At 50.2% G+C, this 19,707-nt stretch carries 16 protein-coding genes and 5 tRNA genes; all 21 read right to left on the reverse strand.

Translation table 11 applies throughout. From position 1 onward, the window contains the following. Positions 1-375 carry a 30S ribosomal protein S12 gene (gene rpsL, locus Q9L42_RS01635; protein ID WP_305906366.1) on the reverse strand — a complete coding sequence of 125 codons (375 nt, stop codon included), beginning with the start codon at positions 373-375 and terminating at the stop codon, positions 1-3. Positions 376-541: 166 nt separating this feature from the next. After that, on the reverse strand, positions 542-4,741 hold the full coding sequence (rpoC, locus tag Q9L42_RS01640) for a DNA-directed RNA polymerase subunit beta' (RefSeq protein WP_432648888.1): 4,200 nt from the start codon (positions 4,739-4,741) through the stop codon (positions 542-544). A 73-nt stretch (positions 4,742-4,814) separates the two neighbouring features. Beyond that, positions 4,815-8,891, reverse strand: coding sequence for a DNA-directed RNA polymerase subunit beta (gene rpoB, locus Q9L42_RS01645; protein ID WP_349431778.1), 4,077 nt, complete (start codon positions 8,889-8,891; stop codon positions 4,815-4,817). Between the two features lie 132 nt (positions 8,892-9,023). After that, positions 9,024-9,401, reverse strand: coding sequence for a 50S ribosomal protein L7/L12 (rplL, locus tag Q9L42_RS01650; protein WP_349431779.1), 378 nt, complete (start codon positions 9,399-9,401; stop codon positions 9,024-9,026). Positions 9,402-9,449: 48 nt separating this feature from the next. After that, a complete protein-coding gene (gene rplJ, locus Q9L42_RS01655; RefSeq protein ID WP_305906364.1) occupies positions 9,450-9,977 on the reverse strand; it encodes a 50S ribosomal protein L10 in 528 nt (175 codons plus the stop codon). A gap of 188 nt (positions 9,978-10,165) precedes the next feature. Next, positions 10,166-10,861: a 50S ribosomal protein L1 gene (rplA, locus tag Q9L42_RS01660; RefSeq protein ID WP_305906363.1), complete on the reverse strand. Its 696-nt coding sequence runs from the start codon at positions 10,859-10,861 to the stop codon at positions 10,166-10,168. Continuing rightward, the gene (gene rplK, locus Q9L42_RS01665; protein ID WP_349431780.1) at positions 10,861-11,292 is read right to left on the reverse strand and encodes a 50S ribosomal protein L11; all 432 of its coding nucleotides are present in this window, start codon (positions 11,290-11,292) and stop codon (positions 10,861-10,863) included. The genes rplA and rplK overlap by 1 nt, the downstream gene beginning before the upstream one ends. Before the next feature lie 102 nt (positions 11,293-11,394). Next, positions 11,395-11,928: a transcription termination/antitermination protein NusG gene (gene nusG / locus Q9L42_RS01670; protein ID WP_305906361.1), complete on the reverse strand. Its 534-nt coding sequence runs from the start codon at positions 11,926-11,928 to the stop codon at positions 11,395-11,397. Positions 11,929-11,931: 3 nt separating this feature from the next. Then, positions 11,932-12,309 (reverse strand): preprotein translocase subunit SecE, encoded by a 378-nt coding sequence (secE, locus tag Q9L42_RS01675; RefSeq protein ID WP_349431781.1) that lies wholly within the window; start codon positions 12,307-12,309, stop codon positions 11,932-11,934. 39 nt (positions 12,310-12,348) lie between these two features. Then, positions 12,349-12,424, reverse strand: a tRNA-Trp gene (locus tag Q9L42_RS01680). Between the two features lie 47 nt (positions 12,425-12,471). Beyond that, positions 12,472-13,662: an elongation factor Tu gene (gene tuf / locus Q9L42_RS01685; RefSeq protein ID WP_305906359.1), complete on the reverse strand. Its 1,191-nt coding sequence runs from the start codon at positions 13,660-13,662 to the stop codon at positions 12,472-12,474. Between the two features lie 42 nt (positions 13,663-13,704). Beyond that, positions 13,705-13,780 (reverse strand) — tRNA-Thr (locus tag Q9L42_RS01690). A gap of 18 nt (positions 13,781-13,798) precedes the next feature. Next, positions 13,799-13,872 (reverse strand) — tRNA-Gly (locus tag Q9L42_RS01695). Positions 13,873-13,890: 18 nt separating this feature from the next. Further along, positions 13,891-13,975, reverse strand: a tRNA-Tyr gene (locus Q9L42_RS01700). 151 nt (positions 13,976-14,126) lie between these two features. Continuing rightward, entirely contained in the window at positions 14,127-14,687 is a 561-nt protein-coding gene (pth, locus tag Q9L42_RS01705; protein ID WP_305906358.1) for an aminoacyl-tRNA hydrolase, read from the reverse strand. 3 nt (positions 14,688-14,690) lie between these two features. Further along, positions 14,691-15,317 carry a 50S ribosomal protein L25/general stress protein Ctc gene (locus Q9L42_RS01710; protein ID WP_305906357.1) on the reverse strand — a complete coding sequence of 209 codons (627 nt, stop codon included), beginning with the start codon at positions 15,315-15,317 and terminating at the stop codon, positions 14,691-14,693. Positions 15,318-15,360: 43 nt separating this feature from the next. After that, complete coding sequence (locus Q9L42_RS01715; protein WP_305906356.1) at positions 15,361-16,314, reverse strand: ribose-phosphate diphosphokinase; 954 nt, start codon at positions 16,312-16,314, stop codon at positions 15,361-15,363. A gap of 39 nt (positions 16,315-16,353) precedes the next feature. Beyond that, positions 16,354-16,428 (reverse strand) — tRNA-Gln (locus Q9L42_RS01720). 18 nt (positions 16,429-16,446) lie between these two features. After that, positions 16,447-17,328, reverse strand: coding sequence for a 4-(cytidine 5'-diphospho)-2-C-methyl-D-erythritol kinase (ispE, locus tag Q9L42_RS01725; RefSeq protein ID WP_349431782.1), 882 nt, complete (start codon positions 17,326-17,328; stop codon positions 16,447-16,449). After that, positions 17,313-17,885 (reverse strand): lipoprotein insertase outer membrane protein LolB, encoded by a 573-nt coding sequence (gene lolB / locus Q9L42_RS01730; protein WP_349431783.1) that lies wholly within the window; start codon positions 17,883-17,885, stop codon positions 17,313-17,315. The genes ispE and lolB overlap by 16 nt, the downstream gene beginning before the upstream one ends. Continuing rightward, the gene (locus Q9L42_RS01735) at positions 17,882-19,612 is read right to left on the reverse strand and encodes a tetratricopeptide repeat protein (RefSeq protein WP_349431784.1); all 1,731 of its coding nucleotides are present in this window, start codon (positions 19,610-19,612) and stop codon (positions 17,882-17,884) included. Before Q9L42_RS01735 ends, lolB begins: the two co-directional genes overlap by 4 nt. Positions 19,613-19,707: the final 95 nt, after the last annotated feature.

Below are 19,707 nucleotides of genomic sequence, written 5' to 3' on the forward strand. Positions count from 1 at the left end.
TTAACCTTTTGGCTTCTTCGCACCATATTTGGAACGACCACACTTTCTACCATCTACGCCTGAGGTATCCAGGCTGCCACGAACGACGTGATAACGAACACCAGGCAAATCCTTGACACGACCACCTCTGATCAAAACCACGGAGTGCTCTTGCAGATTATGCCCCTCACCGCCGATGTAGCTACTGACTTCGGCGCCATTAGTCAACCTTACCCTAGCAACCTTTCTCAATGCCGAGTTTGGTTTTTTAGGCGTCGTCGTGTATACACGTGTACACACACCTCTTCTTTGAGGGCATGCTTCCAATGCAGGAACATTGCTTTTTTCTACTTTTTTAGCGCGAGGCTTACGAACCAACTGATTGATCGTGGCCATATCTTTATCACTCCGATATACAAATTTTAACCGCCAGATAAGAAAAAGAACCGCTAAACAAACGCATAGCGGTTCTTAATAATCATAGCCTGAGCCCTTGACTCATGTGAGCAGAGTATAGTAACCCCATTTAAAATCATGGTCAAGTATTATTTAAACTTATTGATTATTCAGTATTTAATGCCTGTTTTAATGCTTCTTCGACTTCATCGGTATCGACCGCTTGCACTGGAGGCTCAACCTCAGGGACCATCTCGGCTTGTCGTTTTTTACGGCGCTGCTCGTGGTAGGCCAAACCGGTCCCGGCAGGAATCAATCTCCCTACGATGACATTTTCCTTCAGCCCATTCAGACCGTCGTTAATCCCTCTAACTGCCGCATCCGTCAACACCCGTGTCGTTTCTTGGAACGATGCTGCAGAAATGAAGGATTCCGTAGCCAACGATGCCTTGGTGATGCCCAACAGCAATGATTCAAAGCTCGCCGGTATTTTTCCTTCTTTTTCCATCTGCATATTGATCGCATTGACCAATGTGCGCTCAACTTGCTCGCCCTTGACGAAGTCGGTTTCACCGGAAGCGGTAATTTCAACTTTTCTCAGCATTTGACGAATAATCGCCTCAATATGCTTATCATTGATTTTCACCCCTTGCAGACGGTAAACATCCTGGATCTCTTTAACCAGGTAATTGGCCAAATCTTCGATGCCTCTGAGACGCAGAATATCATGCGGCGTTAACTCACCTTCGGCAATCGTTTCACCTTTATCGACAAATTCCCCTTCGAACACGGTAATATGGCGCCATTTAGGTATCAGCGTTTCATGTTGCTCGCCTTCGGAGTCGGTAATAATAATACGCTGCTTACCCTTGGTCTCTTTACCGAAAGAAACCATACCGGTCGCTTCCGCCAAGATCGCAGGGTCTTTGGTTTTACGAGCCTCGAACAAGTCGGCGACACGCGGCAGACCCCCGGTAATATCACGGGTTTTACTGGATTCCTGAGGAATCCTAGCCAAGACATCACCGACCATCACTTCACCGCCATCTTTGATACTGGCGATCGCGCCGGTCGGCAAGAAGTATTGCGCCGGAATATCGGTTCCCGGCAGGTTGATCAACTCGCCATGCTCATCGACCAATCTTACCATCGGCCGCAATTCCTTACCAGCCGCACTACGCTGTTTAGGATCGATCACCACGCGCGAGGTCAAGCCAGTTACCTCATCCGATTGCTCTTGAACACTCAGGCCATCGATAAACTCTTTCAGCTGGATAAAGCCGTTAACCTCGGTGATGACCGGATGAGTATGCGGATCCCAGTTGACGACTATATCGCCGCCCTTAACTTCGCTACCATCCTCGACCGACAGCACCGCACCATAAGGAATCTTATAGCGCTCTCTTTCCCTGCCGTAATCATCGACGATGCCGACTTCGCCCGATCTCGATACCGCCACCAAGTTACCTTCACGGTTCTTAACCGTTTTCAGGTTGCTCAGCTTAACGATACCAGCCGACTTGACCTGTACATTGCTGATCGCCGCCGACCGTGACGCTGCACCACCAATATGGAAGGTCCGCATCGTTAACTGCGTGCCCGGCTCGCCAATCGATTGCGCCGCGACGACGCCGACCGCCTCACCGATATTGACCAAATGGCCACGGCCTAAATCTCGACCGTAACACTTAGAACACACGCCATAACGACTTTCACAAGTGATGATCGAGCGCACCAGCAACTGATCGATACCGTTTTGTTCCAGCACCATAACCAGGTGCTCATCAATCATCGTGCCGGCCGGAATCAGTACTTTTTCTCCGGATTGATCGGTGACATCCAGCGCATTGACCCGTCCCAAGACTCGTTCGGACAACGGTTCGACAACATCACCGCCCTCAATGATCGGCATCAACGTCAAGCCATTCTCGGTGCCGCAATCATCTTCAGAAATAACCAAATCCTGCGCCACATCCACTAAACGTCTGGTCAAATAACCGGAGTTAGCAGTTTTCAATGCGGTGTCGGCCAGGCCTTTACGCGCACCGTGCGTGGAAATAAAGTATTGCAATACGTCCAAACCTTCCCTGAAGTTAGCGGTAATCGGCGTTTCGATAATCGAGCCATCCGGCTTCGCCATCAACCCCCGCATCCCAGCTAACTGACGAATCTGCGCAGCGGAGCCCCGCGCCCCAGATTCCGCCATCATGAAGATCGAGTTGAACGATTTCTGCAAGACCGTTTCTCCGTCGGCGTTGACGACTTCATCCTGACCTAGACCTTCCATCATCACCTTGGCGACTTGATCGTTGGCATGCGACCAAATATCGACGACCTTGTTATAGCGTTCACCGTCGGTCACCAGGCCGGAGGCATACTGACTTTGGATTTCATTCACTTCCATATCCGCATTGCTGATAATTTCGGCTTTTTTAGCCGGAATTTCCATGTCTTCGATACCAAATGAAACGCCGGAACGCGTCGCCCATTTGAAGCCCAGATACATCAGCTTATCGGCCAAAATAACGGTATCCTTGATCCCTAGATGACGATAGCTGTAGTTGATCAGCTTGGAAATATTTTTTTTCGTCATGTCGACATTGACCACATCAAACGGCATGCCGTCCGGGACGATATCCCAAATCAAGGCCCGACCGACCGTGGTTTCTTTACGACTGACTTTCTCTGCGACCTCACCATCTTCATTGGTGACTTTTTCGGTCACACGCACCTGAATTTTGCTCTGCAATTCAACCTGTCTGCTGTCCAGCGCCTTGAACACTTCTTCGACATCGGCAAAGATACCGCCCTCACCGCGAGCATTAACTTTCTCACGGCTGATGAAATACAAGCCCAAAACCACGTCCTGAGATGGATTGATCACCGGCTCGCCGTTTGCGGGAGACAATATATTATTGGTCGCCATCATCAAGGTGCGCGCTTCCAATTGCGCCTCGATGGACAAAGGAATATGCACGGCCATTTGGTCGCCATCGAAGTCGGCGTTGAAGGCGCTACAAACCAATGGGTGCAGCTGAATCGCCTTACCCTCGATCAAGATAGGCTCGAAGGCCTGAATACCCAATCTATGTAGAGTCGGAGCACGGTTCAGCAATACCGGGTGCTCGCGTATCACTTCCTCGAGGATATCCCAGACTTCGGCGCCTTCGCGCTCCACCATTTTCTTGGCGGCTTTAATCGTTGTCGCCAAACCGCGCAATTGCAATTTACTGAAAATAAAGGGCTTGAACAGCTCCAGCGCCATTTTCTTAGGCAAGCCGCATTGATGCAATCTCAGAGTCGGACCGACGACGATCACCGAACGACCGGAATAATCGACCCGTTTACCCAACAAGTTCTGTCTGAAACGACCTTGCTTGCCTTTAATCATATCGGCCAGCGATTTCAGCGGTCTTCTGTTAGTGCCGGTAATCGCGCGACCGCGGCGTCCATTATCCAATAACGCGTCGACCGACTCCTGCAGCATACGCTTTTCGTTGCGCACGATGATATCCGGCGCATTCAAGTCCAACAAACGGTTCAAGCGATTGTTTCTGTTGATGACTCGACGATATAGATCGTTCAGATCCGACGTTGCGAAACGTCCGCCATCCAATGGTACTAAGGGGCGCAATTCCGGTGGCAAGACCGGCAGGACCGTCATGATCATCCATTCAGGACGGTTGTTCGACGCCAACAGCGAATCGATGACTTTCAGACGTTTCGAAAACTTCTTGATCTTGGTTTCCGAGTTAGTCGAATTGATCTCTTCGCGCAGTATTTTGACCTCTTCCTGCAAATCGATCGATTTCAGTAAGTCATAAATCGCTTCCGCACCCATTTTGGCGTCAAAGTCATCGCCATATTCTTCCACTGCATCGAGATACTCATCGTCGGTTAGCAGCTGTCCCCGCTCCATCGGCGTCATGCCCGGATCGAGCACGACAAAGGATTCAAAATACAATACACGTTCGATCGCGCGCAGCGTCATATCCAGCAACAAGGCGATCCTGGACGGCAACGACTTCAGGAACCAGATATGCGCCACGGGGCTGGCCAAATCGATATGCCCCATTCTTTCACGGCGCACTTTGGACAGTGTTACCTCAACGCCGCATTTTTCACAGATCACCCCGCGATGCTTCAGCCGCTTGTATTTGCCGCACAAGCATTCATAATCGCTGACTGGCCCGAAAATTTTCGCGCAAAACAAACCGTCGCGCTCGGGTTTAAAGGTACGATAGTTGATGGTTTCAGGTTTCTTGACTTCGCCATAAGACCATGAACGGATCATATCCGGCGATGCCAAACCAATACGAATTGAGTCAAAGTCGTCTGTCCGACCTTGACGTTTTAGGAAATTCATTAAATCTTTCAAGAGCTTGTCCTCTCTGTTACTACCTGATAGTTACCGGATTCTGACTGGCCGAGTGGAGCGATTATTCCTGCTCCAATTCGATGTTTACACCCAGCGAACGTATTTCTTTAATCAGTACGTTGAATGATTCCGGCATACCGGCTTCCATTGTATGATTACCATCAACAATGTTTTTATACATACGGGTTCTACCTGTCACGTCATCAGACTTAACCGTGAGCATTTCCTGCAAGGTATAAGCCGCACCGTATGCTTCTAGCGCCCAAACCTCCATCTCGCCGAAACGCTGGCCACCGAACTGCGCCTTACCGCCCAGCGGTTGCTGGGTGACCAAACTGTATGGACCGGTCGAACGCGCATGCATCTTGTCATCCACCAAGTGATTCAGTTTCAGCATATACATATAGCCGACGGTGATTTCCCGTTCAAACGGTTCACCGGTCAAGCCATCATAAAGCCTCGTTTGACCATGTTCCGGCAAGTCGGCCAATTTCAGCATTGTACGAATTTCATCTTCGCCGGCGCCATCGAAGACCGGAGTCGCCATCGGCACACCACCGACCAAATTAGCCGCCATTTCCAAAATTTCCTGATCGGAGAACACATCCAGATTCTCTTTCTTACCGCTACTGTTGTAGATTTTCTCCAAAAACTGTCGAATTTCGGCGACTTTTGCCTGCGCTTCCAACATCTTGCCGATCTTGATCCCCAGACCCTTAGCAGCCCATCCCAAATGGGTTTCCAGCACCTGCCCGACGTTCATCCTAGAGGGCACCCCTAGAGGATTCAGCAAGATATCGACCGGCGTACCATCGGCTGTGTACGGCATGTCTTCGATCGGCACGATTTGCGAGATGACCCCCTTGTTTCCGTGACGGCCCGCCATCTTGTCACCTGGTTGTATGCATTTCTTAACCGCCAGATAGACCTTGACCATTTTCAGCACACCCGGGGCCAAATCGTCACCCATCGTGATCTTTTTACGTTTTTGTTCGAAACGCTCATCGAACTGCTTACGTTGTTGCTCGATCTGTTCAGCGACCTTCTCCAACTGAACATTGACATCCTCGTCTTGAGTTCTGATTTTCAACCATTCGGATTGTCTCAAACCATCCAAATATTCTCGGCTGATTTCCGCGCCTTTTTTCAATCCGGCGGGACCTTTCTCCGCTTTTTTCCCGATCAACAGATTGGCCACACGACTGAAAATATCCTTTTCCAAAATTTTCAATTGATCGTCCAGGTCTTTGCGAAAACGTTGGATTTCCGCTTCCTCGATTTCCAAGGCGCGCTTGTCCTTCTTGACGCCGTCGCGAGTGAAGACCTGTACGTCGATCACAGTACCACGGATATTGCCGGGAACGCGCAACGAGGTATCTTTAACATCGGCGGCTTTTTCGCCAAAAATAGCACGCAGCAGCTTTTCTTCCGGCGTCAGCTGGGTCTCGCCTTTCGGCGTGACCTTGCCGACCAAAATATCACCGCCTTTGACTTCGGCGCCGACATAAACGATACCGGATTCATCCAGTTTCGATAACGCCTCTTCGCTGACATTAGGAATATCGGCGGTAATTTCTTCGGGACTATGCTTGGTTTCACGAGCGACACAGGTTTTTTCTTCGATATGTATCGTCGTGAAGCGATCTTCTTTAACTACGCGTTCCGAGACCAGAATGGAGTCCTCGAAGTTATAACCATTCCACGGCATGAACGCTATCAACATGTTTTGACCTAACGCCAACTCGCCGATATCGGTGGACGGTCCGTCGGCTAATATATCGCCGGCCCGCACGCTATCGCCCGGTTTAACCAGTGGCTTCTGATTGATACAGGTATTCTGGTTGGAACGCGTGTATTTAGTCAGGTTGTAAATATCCACGCCGGGTACGCCGGAAACAGTTTCTTCGTCATTGACGCGCACCACGATACGCGCCGCATCGACTGCCTCGATGCTTCCTCCGCGCGTCGCAACCACGGCGACGCCCGAATCTTTAGCAACGACACGTTCCATGCCGGTTCCGACCAAGGGTTTTTCCGCACGCAACGTAGGCACCGCTTGACGCTGCATGTTTGACCCCATCAACGCGCGGTTAGCATCGTCATGCTCCAGGAATGGAATAATCGATGCAGCCACAGAAACAATCTGTTTCGAGGAAACATCCATATATTGCACGGTATCCGACGAGGCCAACGTGAATTCGTCTTTATAGCGACAAGAAACCAAGCCTTCAATCAGCTTGAAGTTTTCATCGACGGCCACACTCGATTGCGCAATGACGTATTCGCCTTCTTCGATCGCCGACAGATAATCGACCTGGTCGGTCACCACGCCGTCCACCACTCTACGATAAGGGGTTTCCAGGAAACCGTAGGAGTTAGTGCGCGCATACACCGACAAGGAGTTGATCAGACCGATATTCGGACCCTCGGGTGTTTCGATCGGACACACACGACCGTAATGAGTGGTATGTACGTCTCGCACCTCGAAGCCGGCGCGCTCTCTCGCCAGACCGCCCGGGCCCAATGCGGAGACACGACGCTTGTGCGTCACCTGTGACAATGGGTTGTTTTGATCCATGAACTGCGACAACTGACTCGAACCAAAAAATTCCTTGACCGATGCCGACACTGGCTTGGCATTGATGATTTCCTGTGGCATGTAGCCTTCGGAATCGGCCAGCGTCAATCTTTCTCTCACCGCACGCTCGACTCTGACCAAGCCCACGCGGAACTGGTTTTCAATCATCTCGCCGACCGAACGGACACGACGGTTACCGAGGTGGTCGATGTCGTCGACATTGCCGTTGCCGTTGCGGATATCGATCAATTCTTTCAGCACATCGATGATATCTTCTTTGCTCAACGTGCCGGAGCCGATAATTTCTTCGCGACCTAAGCGACGGTTGAATTTCATCCGTCCCACTGCCGATAAATCGTAGCGCTCTTCGGTGAAGAACAGATTTTCAAACAAGTTTTCAGCCGATTCCTTGGTGGGCGGCTCGCCTGGACGCATCATTCGGTAAATTTCGACCAACGCTTCTAGACGGTTGGTCGTCGTATCCAACGACATCGCGTTGGAAATATACGGACCTTTGTCCAAATCATTAACAAACAGCGTATTAATTTCGGTGATGCCGGCATCGATCAATTTTTGCAACAATTCTTCGGTCAGTTCGGCATTGACTTCGGCAACCAGCTCACCGGTGGACTCATCGATGATGTTGTGGCCAAGAATTTTACCGTATAAATAATCCCTCGGAACCTCGATAACATCGACATTCGCCTTGTTCATCTGGCGAATATGCTTCGCGGTAATCCTTCGTCCTTCTTCGACCAGCACCTTGCCGTCATGCTTGATATCGAATACCGCCATTTCACCACGCAGACGCTCAGGGATGATATGGTAGAGGAATTTATCAGGGCTGATACTGAACTTATTGGTTTCGAAGAAGATATCGATCATCTCTTCGTTTTCATAGCCCAAGGCTCTCAATAAGATCGTAGCCGGAATTTTACGGCGTCTGTCTATTCTGACGTAAAGTGCATCCTTATGGTCGAATTCGAAATCCAACCAGGAGCCGCGATAAGGGATTACACGGGCATTGAACAGCAGCTTACCGGATGAGTGAGTCTTACCCTTGTCATGGTCAAAAAATACGCCCGGAGACCGGTGCAATTGGGACACGATGACCCGTTCCGTACCATTAATGACAAATGTGCCGTTATCTGTCATTAAGGGTAATTCACCCATGTAGACTTCTTGCTCCCTGATATCTTTGACGACTTTGGCATTGGCCGGCGCATCTTTATCATAGATGACCAGGCGCACCAACACCCTCAGCGGCGCCGCATAGGTCGCACCGCGTTGCTGGCATTCTCTTACATCGAAAGTAGGCTCTCCTAAGCGATATTTAACATATTCCAGGACGGCATACCCAGAATGACTTACAATTGGAAAAACACTTAAAAATGCCGCATGCAAACCACGATCTTCCCTTTTGTCGGGAGCTACGCCATCTTGCAAAAAATTAGCATAAGAATCGATTTGTGTTGCTAAAAGATAGGGAACTTCCAGTACTTCAGTACCTTTCCCAAAGTTGTTACGGATACGCTTTTTTTCGGTAAAAGAATAGGCCATATTGCTTCCAAACCTTTTCGTCAAAGATTATTTACTACTGCTTGTCTATTGCAAACAGCAAAAGGCCGGCGACAGAAATGCCACCAGCCCTGTTTAATTAGGCTTTACAGCCTGATCGGTCAGTCAAAATAGTTATTTAATTTCGACTGAAGCGCCTGCATCTTCCAGCTCTTTCTTAGCTGCTTCGGCATCTTCTTTGCTGACACCTTCTTTCAGTGTCGTTGGCGCGCCTTCAACGGCTTCTTTCGCTTCTTTCAGACCCAGGCCTGTCATGCCGCGCACCGCTTTAATGACGGCAACTTTGTTAGAACCGAATGATGTCATGACAACATCGAATTCAGTTTGTTCCGCCGCAGCGCCGGCTTCACCGCCAGCAGCAGGCGCAGCAACAGCAACAGCGGCTGCTGCAGAAACGCCGAATTTTTCTTCCATTGCAGAGATCAGATCAACGACCTCCATAACGCTCATGTTTGAGATCGCTTCCAAGATATCTTCTTGTGAAAGTGCCATTATTGTTTCCTCTATAATATTAGGTTTAAAACTGGTGTAAAAGTTAGCTTATGCCGCTTCTTTCTGGTCTTTAATCGCAGCCACTGTGCGGACCAATTTTGCGTGAGGCTCCGCCAAAGTACGAACAAATTTCTCGACCGGCGCCTTCATCACAGACATCAGCATGCTGATGGACTGATCGTAAGTCGGCAGAGAAGCCAGGCGTTTCAATTCGGATGCGTCATAGAGTTGACCACCGATTGAAACAAGCTTGGCGACTAACTTGTCATGTTCTTTGGAGAAATCACTGACCAGTCGAGCTGCGCTACCCGGATCTTCCATTGAAAAAGCAAGAATGAGTGGACCCACCATCCCTTCTTGCATGCATTCAAATTCAGTTCCTTCGACAGCTTTCTTAGCCAATGTGTTTTTGACCACACGCAGATAAACGCCCGTCTCTCTCGCAGTCTTACGCAACTGAGTTAATTCAGTCACCGTTAAACCACGATATTCCGCTGCGACAGCAGAGTGAGCCTGAGCGGCGATTGCAGCAACTTCTTCGACGACTGTTTTTTTGTCATCTAATCTTAATGCCACAGTTTACCTCCGAGCATGGTTCCAGAGCTCTGCTCCGGAATTAACAATATGTATCCGATGGATACCCCTTTTACGGTCCCTTTACCAGTCAAGCCGGTTAAAGCTTCCGTCTGCGTAGGCTATTAAGCATTTGCCCCTACGGTCTTTGACGGTTGCCAGAATACCGGCAACCCAAAGTTTCTTGATAATCAGATTTGAATGCTGTTCTGATCAATACACAGGCCTGGACCCATGGTTGATGACAGTGAAATCTTTTTAAAATACACGCCTTTTGCCGCTGCTGGCTTGGCTTTTTTCAAGTCGGCGACCAGATATTCCAGATTTTGTACAAGCGCAGTTTCATCGAACGAAACCTTACCGATGGAACAATGCACGATACCGGCTTTATCTGCGCGATATCTGACCTGACCGGACTTGGCATTGGTGACCGCAGTCGCCACATCAGGCGTTACCGTGCCGACTTTAGGGTTAGGCATCAAGCCTCTAGGCCCCAAGATCTGACCCAATTGACCGACGACACGCATCGCATCAGGAGAAGCAATGACGACATCAAAGTCCATCTCACCCTTCTTAACCTGATCCGCCAGATCTTCCATGCCTACGATATCGGCGCCCGCTTCTTTTGCGGCGTCGGCATTAGGTCCCTGGGTAAACACAGCGACACGAACCGTTTTACCGGTTCCGTTTGGCAGCACCGAGGCGCCGCGCACATTCTGGTCTGATTTTCTTGGATCAACCCCCAGGTTCACACTGACATCGATCGCTTCATCAAACTTGCTATTGGCGAATTCCTTCAATAAGGCAACGGCTTCAGAGATGCTGTATTGCTGAGTCTTGTCGACTTTCGCCTGTATTAATTTAGCTTTCTTGCTTAATTTAGCCATTATGCTCCCTCCACTGTCAGCCCCATGCTTCTCGCACTACCCTCAATGATCCTGACTGCCGCCTCTAAATCTGCAGCATTCAGGTCTTCCATTTTGGTGTTAGCGATTTCTTCCAACTGCGCACGCGTGACGCTGCCAACCTTAGCGGAATTCGGAGTGCTGCTGCCTTTTTTAATCCCGGCCGCCTTCATCAACAAGATTGACGCAGGAGGTGTTTTAGTGATAAAAGTAAAGCTCTTATCATTATAAACGGTGATCACGACGGGAATCGGCAGGCCTTTTTCCACATCCTGTGTCTTGGCGTTAAACGCCTTACAAAACTCCATGATGTTGACGCCGCGCTGACCCAGCGCAGGACCTACCGGAGGACTTGGATTTGCCTCGCCGGCTTTAATTTGCAGCTTAATATACGCTTCAATTTTTTTTGCCATTATTTACTCCAATTGGGTTCAGACGCATTTCAGCTCCCCTTACAAACAAAAATCCCCGCCACCTTATGGACAGGGATTCGTACAAACTTAATTTAGTCAATCTTATATTTTCTCAACCTGACCAAATTCCAGCTCCACCGGGGTCGAACGACCAAAAATCAGAACCGAAACCCTCAGGCGACTCTTTTCGTAATTGACTTCTTCGATATTGCCGTTAAAGTCCTTAAACGGCCCATCTATAATCCTGACAACCTCACCCGCCTCAAACAACACCTTAGGCCTAGGCTTGTTAACACCCTCTTCCACCCTATTCAGGATAGAATTAGCTTCTTTTTCCGATATAGGCGCCGGACGATCCGACGTACCACCGATAAAACCCAAAACCCTTGGCACATTTCGCACCAAATGCCAAGTTTCATCAGTCAACTCCATTTGAACCAAAACATAGCCGGGAAAAAACTTTCTTTCGCTTTTCCGTTGTTGCCCCATCCGCATCTCAACAACCTCTTCGGTTGGAACCAGTATTTTTCCAAAATACTTCTGCAGACCCTCCCTTTCTATCCTTTCTTCTAAAGCCTGCTTTACCTTGTTCTCGAAATTCGAATAAGCATGAACCACATACCAACGAAGCGCCATGCCCTAACCCCCCTGACCTGTCAGGAGACGAACACCCCAGAACAAGAACATGTCGAGCAACCACAGCACCAAACCCACGACAAACACCATGCCAAAAACCAGCAAAGTCGTCCGTATCGTCTCTTCACGAGTTGGCCAAACAACCTTTCTAACTTCCTGCTTAGACTCTAGCGCAAAGCCCCACACATTTCGCCCTAACGCCGTCGTTAAAAGCAAACCCAGAGCGACTATAACAATTGCAACCAGGCCTAACACCCGATAAAGCAACATAAATTCCGAGAAATGATAAAAAGCGGTTATCCCGGCGATAACAATGACTACCGAAAAGAAATGCTTGACGATATCAACTATCGAGGTCGCTTCTTGTGCCTGTGCGTTCATTTAGACCAACATGAAGTGTATTTAAGACAATCCTCTGAATGGCAGGCCAGGAGGGACTCGAACCCCCAACTTGCGGTTTTGGAGACCGCTGCTCTACCAATTGAACTACTGACCTATTCAGAAAACCTGGTTGAGCTGGTGATTATACACCAGCCCTTTTAATTATTCAATAATTGAAGCAACAACACCCGCACCGACGGTACGACCACCTTCACGGACCGCGAAACGCAGACCATCGTTCATCGCAATTGGCGCAATCAGTTTAACTTCAACGGTCACGTTGTCGCCCGGCATCACCATTTCCACGCCTTCCGGCAATTCAACCGCACCGGTCACGTCAGTCGTTCTGAAGTAGAACTGCGGACGGTAACCGTTGAAGAAAGGCGTATGGCGACCGCCTTCGTCTTTAGACAGTACATAGATTTCTGCTTTGAAATGCGTATGTGGAGTGATGGTGCCAACGTGCGCCAATACCTGACCACGCTCGACTTCGTCACGCTTGGTGCCGCGCAACAGGACACCGACGTTGTCGCCCGCTTCACCTTGATCCAGCAGCTTGCGGAACATTTCCACGCCCGTACACGTGGTTTTAGTCGTTTCCTTAATGCCGACGATCTCGATTTCTTCACCGACCTTGATTACGCCGCGCTCGACACGACCCGTGACTACGGTGCCGCGACCGGAGATCGAGAACACGTCTTCGATAGGCATCAGGAATGGACCGTCTACTGCACGTTTAGGCTCCGGAATGTAACTATCCAGCGCTTCAACCAGTTTCACCACGGCAGGTACACCGATTTCGCTAGTATCGCCTTCCAACGCTTTCAGCGCAGAACCCACGATGATAGGCGTATCGTCGCCTGGGAATTCATAAGCATCCAGCAATTCACGAACTTCCATTTCCACCAATTCGATCAATTCTTCATCATCGACCATATCGGCTTTATTCAAAAACACAACGATGTATGGGACGCCGACCTGTCTAGACAGCAGGATGTGCTCACGAGTTTGTGGCATCGGACCGTCAGCCGCCGAACACACCAGGATCGCGCCGTCCATCTGCGCCGCACCGGTAATCATGTTTTTAACATAGTCGGCGTGACCTGGGCAGTCGACGTGCGCATAGTGACGCGTTTCTGACTCATATTCTACGTGTGACGTCGCGATGGTGATACCGCGCTCACGTTCTTCCGGTGCGTTATCGATCTGATCGAAGGCTCTGGCTTCGCCGCCTCGCAATTCAGCCATTACCTTAGTTAACGCCGCTGTTAATGTTGTTTTACCGTGGTCAACGTGGCCAATGGTTCCTACGTTTACGTGCGGTTTCGTTCTTTCAAATTTTTCTTTAGCCATCTTAAAAAACCTTACTAGCAAACACTATCTATACTTAACAACTGGAGCTCATAACCGGATTTGAACCGGTGACCTCTTCCTTACCAAGGAAGTGCTCTACCTACTGAGCTATATGAGCTTTAACCGGATTTGCGAATGGAGCGGGTGATGGGAATCGAACCCACGTAATCAGCTTGGAAGGCTGGAGTTCTACCATTGAACTACACCCGCGGTATTCCAAATTGGGGATGGTGGAGGGGGGAGGATTCGAACCTCCGAAGGTAGAACCGTCAGATTTACAGTCTGATCCCTTTGGCCACTCGGGAACCCCTCCTGAACCGGAAAGCTGGCCATTATGAAGGCAAAAAACATAATAGTCAACTTTTTTTTGATTTTTTCTCATCAAACTCTGCCAAACCCTGACAGAGCTGATCATCATACAGAATTGAACTTACTAGCGCAAGCCAATATTGCAAATATCGCCATCAGCCATGCAACTCACGCATAACCAAGTCGATGTCGCCGTCTACGACAGAGCCGATCAGGCTCTCAACCTCATCGAATGCGCGCTCGATACGGGCGCAACCCTCTGACGTAGGCCTCGACAACACATAATCAGAAACCGCTTGCCCCACGGGCGGACGACCTATCCCCACCCTTAAGCGCATAAAATCGCGACTACCGAGATGAGCGACAATATCGCGCAAACCATTATGCCCGGCATGACCGCCGCCCTTCTTGACCCTGATGACTCCCTCATCAAAATCCAACTCATCATGCACGACCAGGATTTCTTCCGGCGCAATCTTATAATAGCGAGCCACCTTACCCACGGAAGCGCCACTATTATTCATATAGGTTTGTGGCTTCAACAACACCACCTGATGCGCACCCAATCGGCAAGAAGCCAGCAAGCCCTGAAACCTCGCCTCATTTGACCAGACGCCGACCCCAGCCAAACGTTCCAAAAACAAAAACCCGACGTTATGCCGGGTTTTCTCATATTTTCGGCCAGGATTACCCAGACCAACGATCAACCTGATCATTTATTATTCGGCCGCACCTTCTTCTTCAGCAGCCTCAGCTTCTTCTCCGGCGCCACGAGTCTTCACGACCTGAGCAATCGGATGATCATGATCTTCGCCGTGCGCCAGCTCTGGAATCTCCACGCCAGCCGGCAACTTGATATCAGACATATGGACAACAGCACCCAACTCGACATCAGCGAGATCGACCTCAAGATATTCCGGCAATGCCGACGGCATACAAGAAACCTCAACATCCACCATTGCATGAGTCACCACGCCACCCGTCTTAACGCCGACACAAGTCTCTTCGTTAATGAAATGCAGCGGCACATGCATTTTAACTTGATGAGATTCATCCACTCTCATGAAATCCATATGCAACACTTGCGGCTTAGCCGGATGGCGCTGAATATCTTTCAACAACGCCTTTTGAGTTTTACCGTCGACCTTAACATCGAGAATGTGCGAGTAAACCGCCTCATGATCAAGATGCTTTAGAATCTCGTTATGCTCCAACACCAACATTTCAGGAGCACTTTCTCCACCGTATATTACCGCAGGCACCTTGCCCTCACGGCGAGCCGCTTTCGCTGCATTTTTACCTGACATATCGCGAGTTTCTGCGACAAATTCAAATACGTTAGACATCTCTTTCTCCAAAGCTTGCTCCCACAAGCGCTACTTTCATTTGTTAATCTACATACAGCGAACTGACAGATTCGCCGACCGCTATTCGCCTAATCGTTTCAGCCAACATCTCGGCTATACTTAACTGCCTAATTTTACCTATCTGCTGCAATTCTTCGGTCAACGGTATCGTGTCGGTTACCACCAACTCATCCAACACCGAACTGCTTACGTTATCCGCCGCCGCCCCGGACAATACCGGATGCGTGCAGTAGGCAACAACCCTAAGCGCGCCATGATCCTTCAACGCCTCCGCCGCATGACACAATGTCCCGGCCGTATCGACCAAGTCATCGATCATGACACAGGTCCGCCCCTCAACATCGCCAATGATATGCATAATCTCAGAAACATTAGCACGAGGACGACGCTTATCTATGATCGCGAGATCCGCATCATCCAACCGCTTCGCCAAAGCCCTAGCCCTGACCACCCCGCCAACATCCGGAGAGACCACGATCAAATCATCATATTTTTGACGCCATACATCGCCCAATAAAATAGGCGAAGCATAAACATTATCAACCGGTATCGCAAAAAAACCTTGAATCTGATCAGCATGCAGATCAACCGTCAACACCCTATCGGCTCCCGCATTGGCGATCATATCCGCCACCAATCTCGCGGTAATCGGCACCCGGGCCGACCTAGATCGCCGATCCTGCCTGGCGTAACCATAATAGGGAATAACCGCCGTTATCCGTGACGCCGACGCTCTCTTTAAAGCATCGATCATCACCAGCAGTTCCATCAAATTTTCGTTCGTTGGCGAGCAGGTCGGCTGAATAACAAACACATCCCGACCCCGTACATTTTCCTCGATCTCAACGACTATCTCTCCATCACTAAAGCGACCCACCGTCGCCATCCCAAGGCGCAAATTTAGCTTCCTGACAATACCTTCAGATAAAGCCTTATTAGCATTACCCGAGAATACCATCATCGAGGCATCACTCATTAAAGCACTCCTAAAGAGATTTTATTCATGGAGATAAAATGGCTGGGCTGCCAGGATTCGAACCTGGGTATGCGGGGATCAAAACCCCGTGCCTTACCGCTTGGCGACAGCCCAAAAAATTGAATTCAGCCTTTAATAGTGACTAAGCTTTTGATACAGTGGCGACCTATTTTGACCCTTGGCCAAATAAACCTGCCAATCGCCTTGTAATTCCGCATACGCTTGCCGAGCCTCCCGCTCCGATGCAAACTGCGCAAATACACAGGCGCCTGTCCCGGTCAACCTTGCCTCGGCGTAACCGGACAAAGCTTCCCATGCTTTTTCTACAGACCGATATAACTTGCAGACCACTTCGAAACAATCGTTCCGCTGATCCCCTGCAAGAAAGTCCGCTATTTTGATCGCTTTACTATCTCTTGTCAAGCCTTCGTGTGTAAAAATTTTCCCGGTATCGACATGAACATTCGGTTTTATAACAACAACCCATTGTTCTGGAACGACAATCTCTTGCAACTCCTCACCGACACCCTCTCCCCAAGCGGCGCAACCAAAGACAAAAACGGGCACATCGGCGCCTAAGCGCAAGCCGAGCCTCATCAACTCTTCGGTAGACAACCCCAAGCTCCATAACTGATTCAAAACCACCAGGGTCGTAGCCGCATCGGAACTGCCTCCGCCCAGACCGCCGCCCATCGGTAAATTTTTTTCCACCTCGATACGAACACCTTGCCGGCATCCGCTTATTTCCTTTAATAAGTTCGCCGCACGCACCGTCAAGTCATCGGCTTCCGCAACCCCCGGTATCGGTTCTTGCAGACAGACACGATCCTGCTCCAACGGATGAAAAGTCAACCAGTCACATAAATCGAGCATCTGGAAGACCGTTTGCAACAAATGATAACCGTCATCCCTACGCCCGGTAATCCTCAGCATCAAATTCAACTTAGCCGGCGCCGGCCATTTTTCTTTCCACAGCGCATTCGCTGCCCGCGCTTCTGTCACGACATTTTCCATTGATCTACAATTAATTTAACCTTGGTGGCCGCCTTTTCCAAATTGATCTTATGGGGCAGCGAATACTCGCCAAACACCTGCATCTGCCGATACCTGACCCGCCAGCCATGCTGAATAAAGCCCTGCTCACTTTCTTGATAGGCCACGCCCGGCTCCACCAAACCCAACATCCAGTATCTGAAGGCCTGAACCGGAATTTCCACCCCGAAGTGCTTGGCCATGACTCGTTCGGCAGCCTGCCGATAGATGCGAACCTGATCGCCGTCATCGACGACAACCTCGCGCTGGGTCACGACCAATCGCAGCCGCCCCTGCCCAAACGGCCCCGCCATTTCTATGACGTCGCTGGACCGCTCGTGACGCCAATCGATATCAGCCGAAAACGAATCCTGCTCGGCAACGACCCCTAGTCGCCCGGCGAACTGCCAGCTCTCTTGCTCATACCAATGCTGCATTTGCCGCATTTGATAAGCCCCGCCGGTCTCGACGATGTGCTGTTGCGCACAGCCGCCCAGCAACAGCGCCATAACTAATAGCCGCGACGCACTATACCTCATTCATCACTCTGTAAAAAACGTTTTTTAAAATCCAATAAATAACGATCCTCCGGCGTTTTCTCCAGCGCCTCTTCGATCAAGCGTCGGGCCTTTTCTTTTTCTCCGGTCACCCATAAAAGCTCCGCCAGATGCGCAGCAATCTCATTTTCCGGCTGCAGGTCATAGGCGCGCTGCAAATACCGCAACGCCTCATCGGTATGGCCCAGCTTAAATTGCAGCCAGCCGTAACTGTCAATGATGACCGCCTCGTCCGGCTGCAAACGCAACGCCTTTTGTAAATAGGCTTCCGCCTCTTGATAACGCTCGGTTCTGTCCACCAAGGTATAGCCGAGGGCGTTCAAGGCGCCGGCATCATCTGGGTTTTGCGCCAGTATCTTCAGCAAATCGGCTTCCAACACATCCAGCTTATCGAGCTGTTCGGCAATCAACGCCCGGGTGTATAACAGCTCCCTACTGTCGGGATAAGACTGTAAGGCATCGGTCAAGATATCAAACGCCTGCTGATATTGACCGGTCTCGCTATACAGCTCGGCCTTGACCAGCAAAATTCTCACTCGTTGACGAGGATATTTCGTTTCCATCGCGCCGATACGCTCGGCCGCCTCATCGTAACGCTTTTGACTCAACAGCAATGACACCGCCGCCATCTTCGCATTGAACGCTAGGGGCCCTTGGCTCACCTTATCAAACCAAACCAGCGCCTTGTCGTATTTCTCCCGATTATAGGCGATGCGCCCCAGATAAAAGCTGGCCTGGGCCTCCCAGGCCGGATCATGCAGCAACTTTTCCAGGTAGTTTTCCGCTTGACCAAGCTCCTGCTGCTGCAAATAAATCAGCGCAATGGCAAACTGGCTTTCACCGTCATCGGGCTTATCATCGAGCACCTCCCGATACAGATCCACCGCATCATCATAGGCCTTGCTCTCCACCAACACCTGCGCCAGCATTTTCCTGATGCGCTCATCCTCCGGGGTTTGTTCCAGCGCCTGTTCCAAATAGCCTCTCGCCGCCTCCAAGTCACCCGTCTGACTGGACAACTGCGCCTGCAGCAACAATGCCTTATGCCAATCCGACTGCAGCGCCAAGGCTCGACTGTTTTTCTGCAGGGCCTGTGGATATTGCTGCATTTTCGAGGCCAGCAAGGCCTGCACAAAATAGATCTCCGCCTGATCAGGATGCTGTACGGCAAGCTCTTCCAGCACACCATAAATGAAGTCGTCCTTGCCGTCCTTCTCCATCAGCTTGATCATTTCAACCAAGGTCGACTCGAAACCGCCCGGATCCAACGCCAACAAGGCATTTAAATGATCGACCGCTTCCGCTTTATTGGCCCTGCGCAATGCCGATAAAATGGCGATCTTTCTGGCGGTCAAATTTTCCTTATCTCTTTCCAACCATAAATTAACCGCCTCCTCGGTCCGCCTCTCATCCTTTACGAACAAGCCTATTTTCGCCGCTCGCTCCGCGACACGCGAATCATCCGTCAGCTCGGCCGCCTGCAGATACCCGTCTAGCGCCACGTCATACTGATTGCGTTGACCGGCCAATTCCGCCGCCATCAACAAATAGAGAACCTTAGGATCTATCGCCGTCTCCCGCTCAGCCTCCTCTGCCGCCGGCGATTGCTTTTCGACCACCGGCGCGGCCTCTTGGCCGGGGGGTTGCTCGGAAGAAGCGGCGCATCCCGTCAGCGCACAGGCCATTATTATTTCTATCCATTTTTTCATCGACACAAACCACCTGGTTTTGAAAAATAACTGCTATAGAGTAGCAGAAAAACGTTTTGTTTCAGACTGATGATTGATTCCATTTGGACAAACCC

The sequence above is a fragment of the Methylomarinum sp. Ch1-1 genome (assembly GCF_030717995.2).
Classification (GTDB): domain Bacteria; phylum Pseudomonadota; class Gammaproteobacteria; order Methylococcales; family Methylomonadaceae; genus Methylomarinum; species Methylomarinum roseum.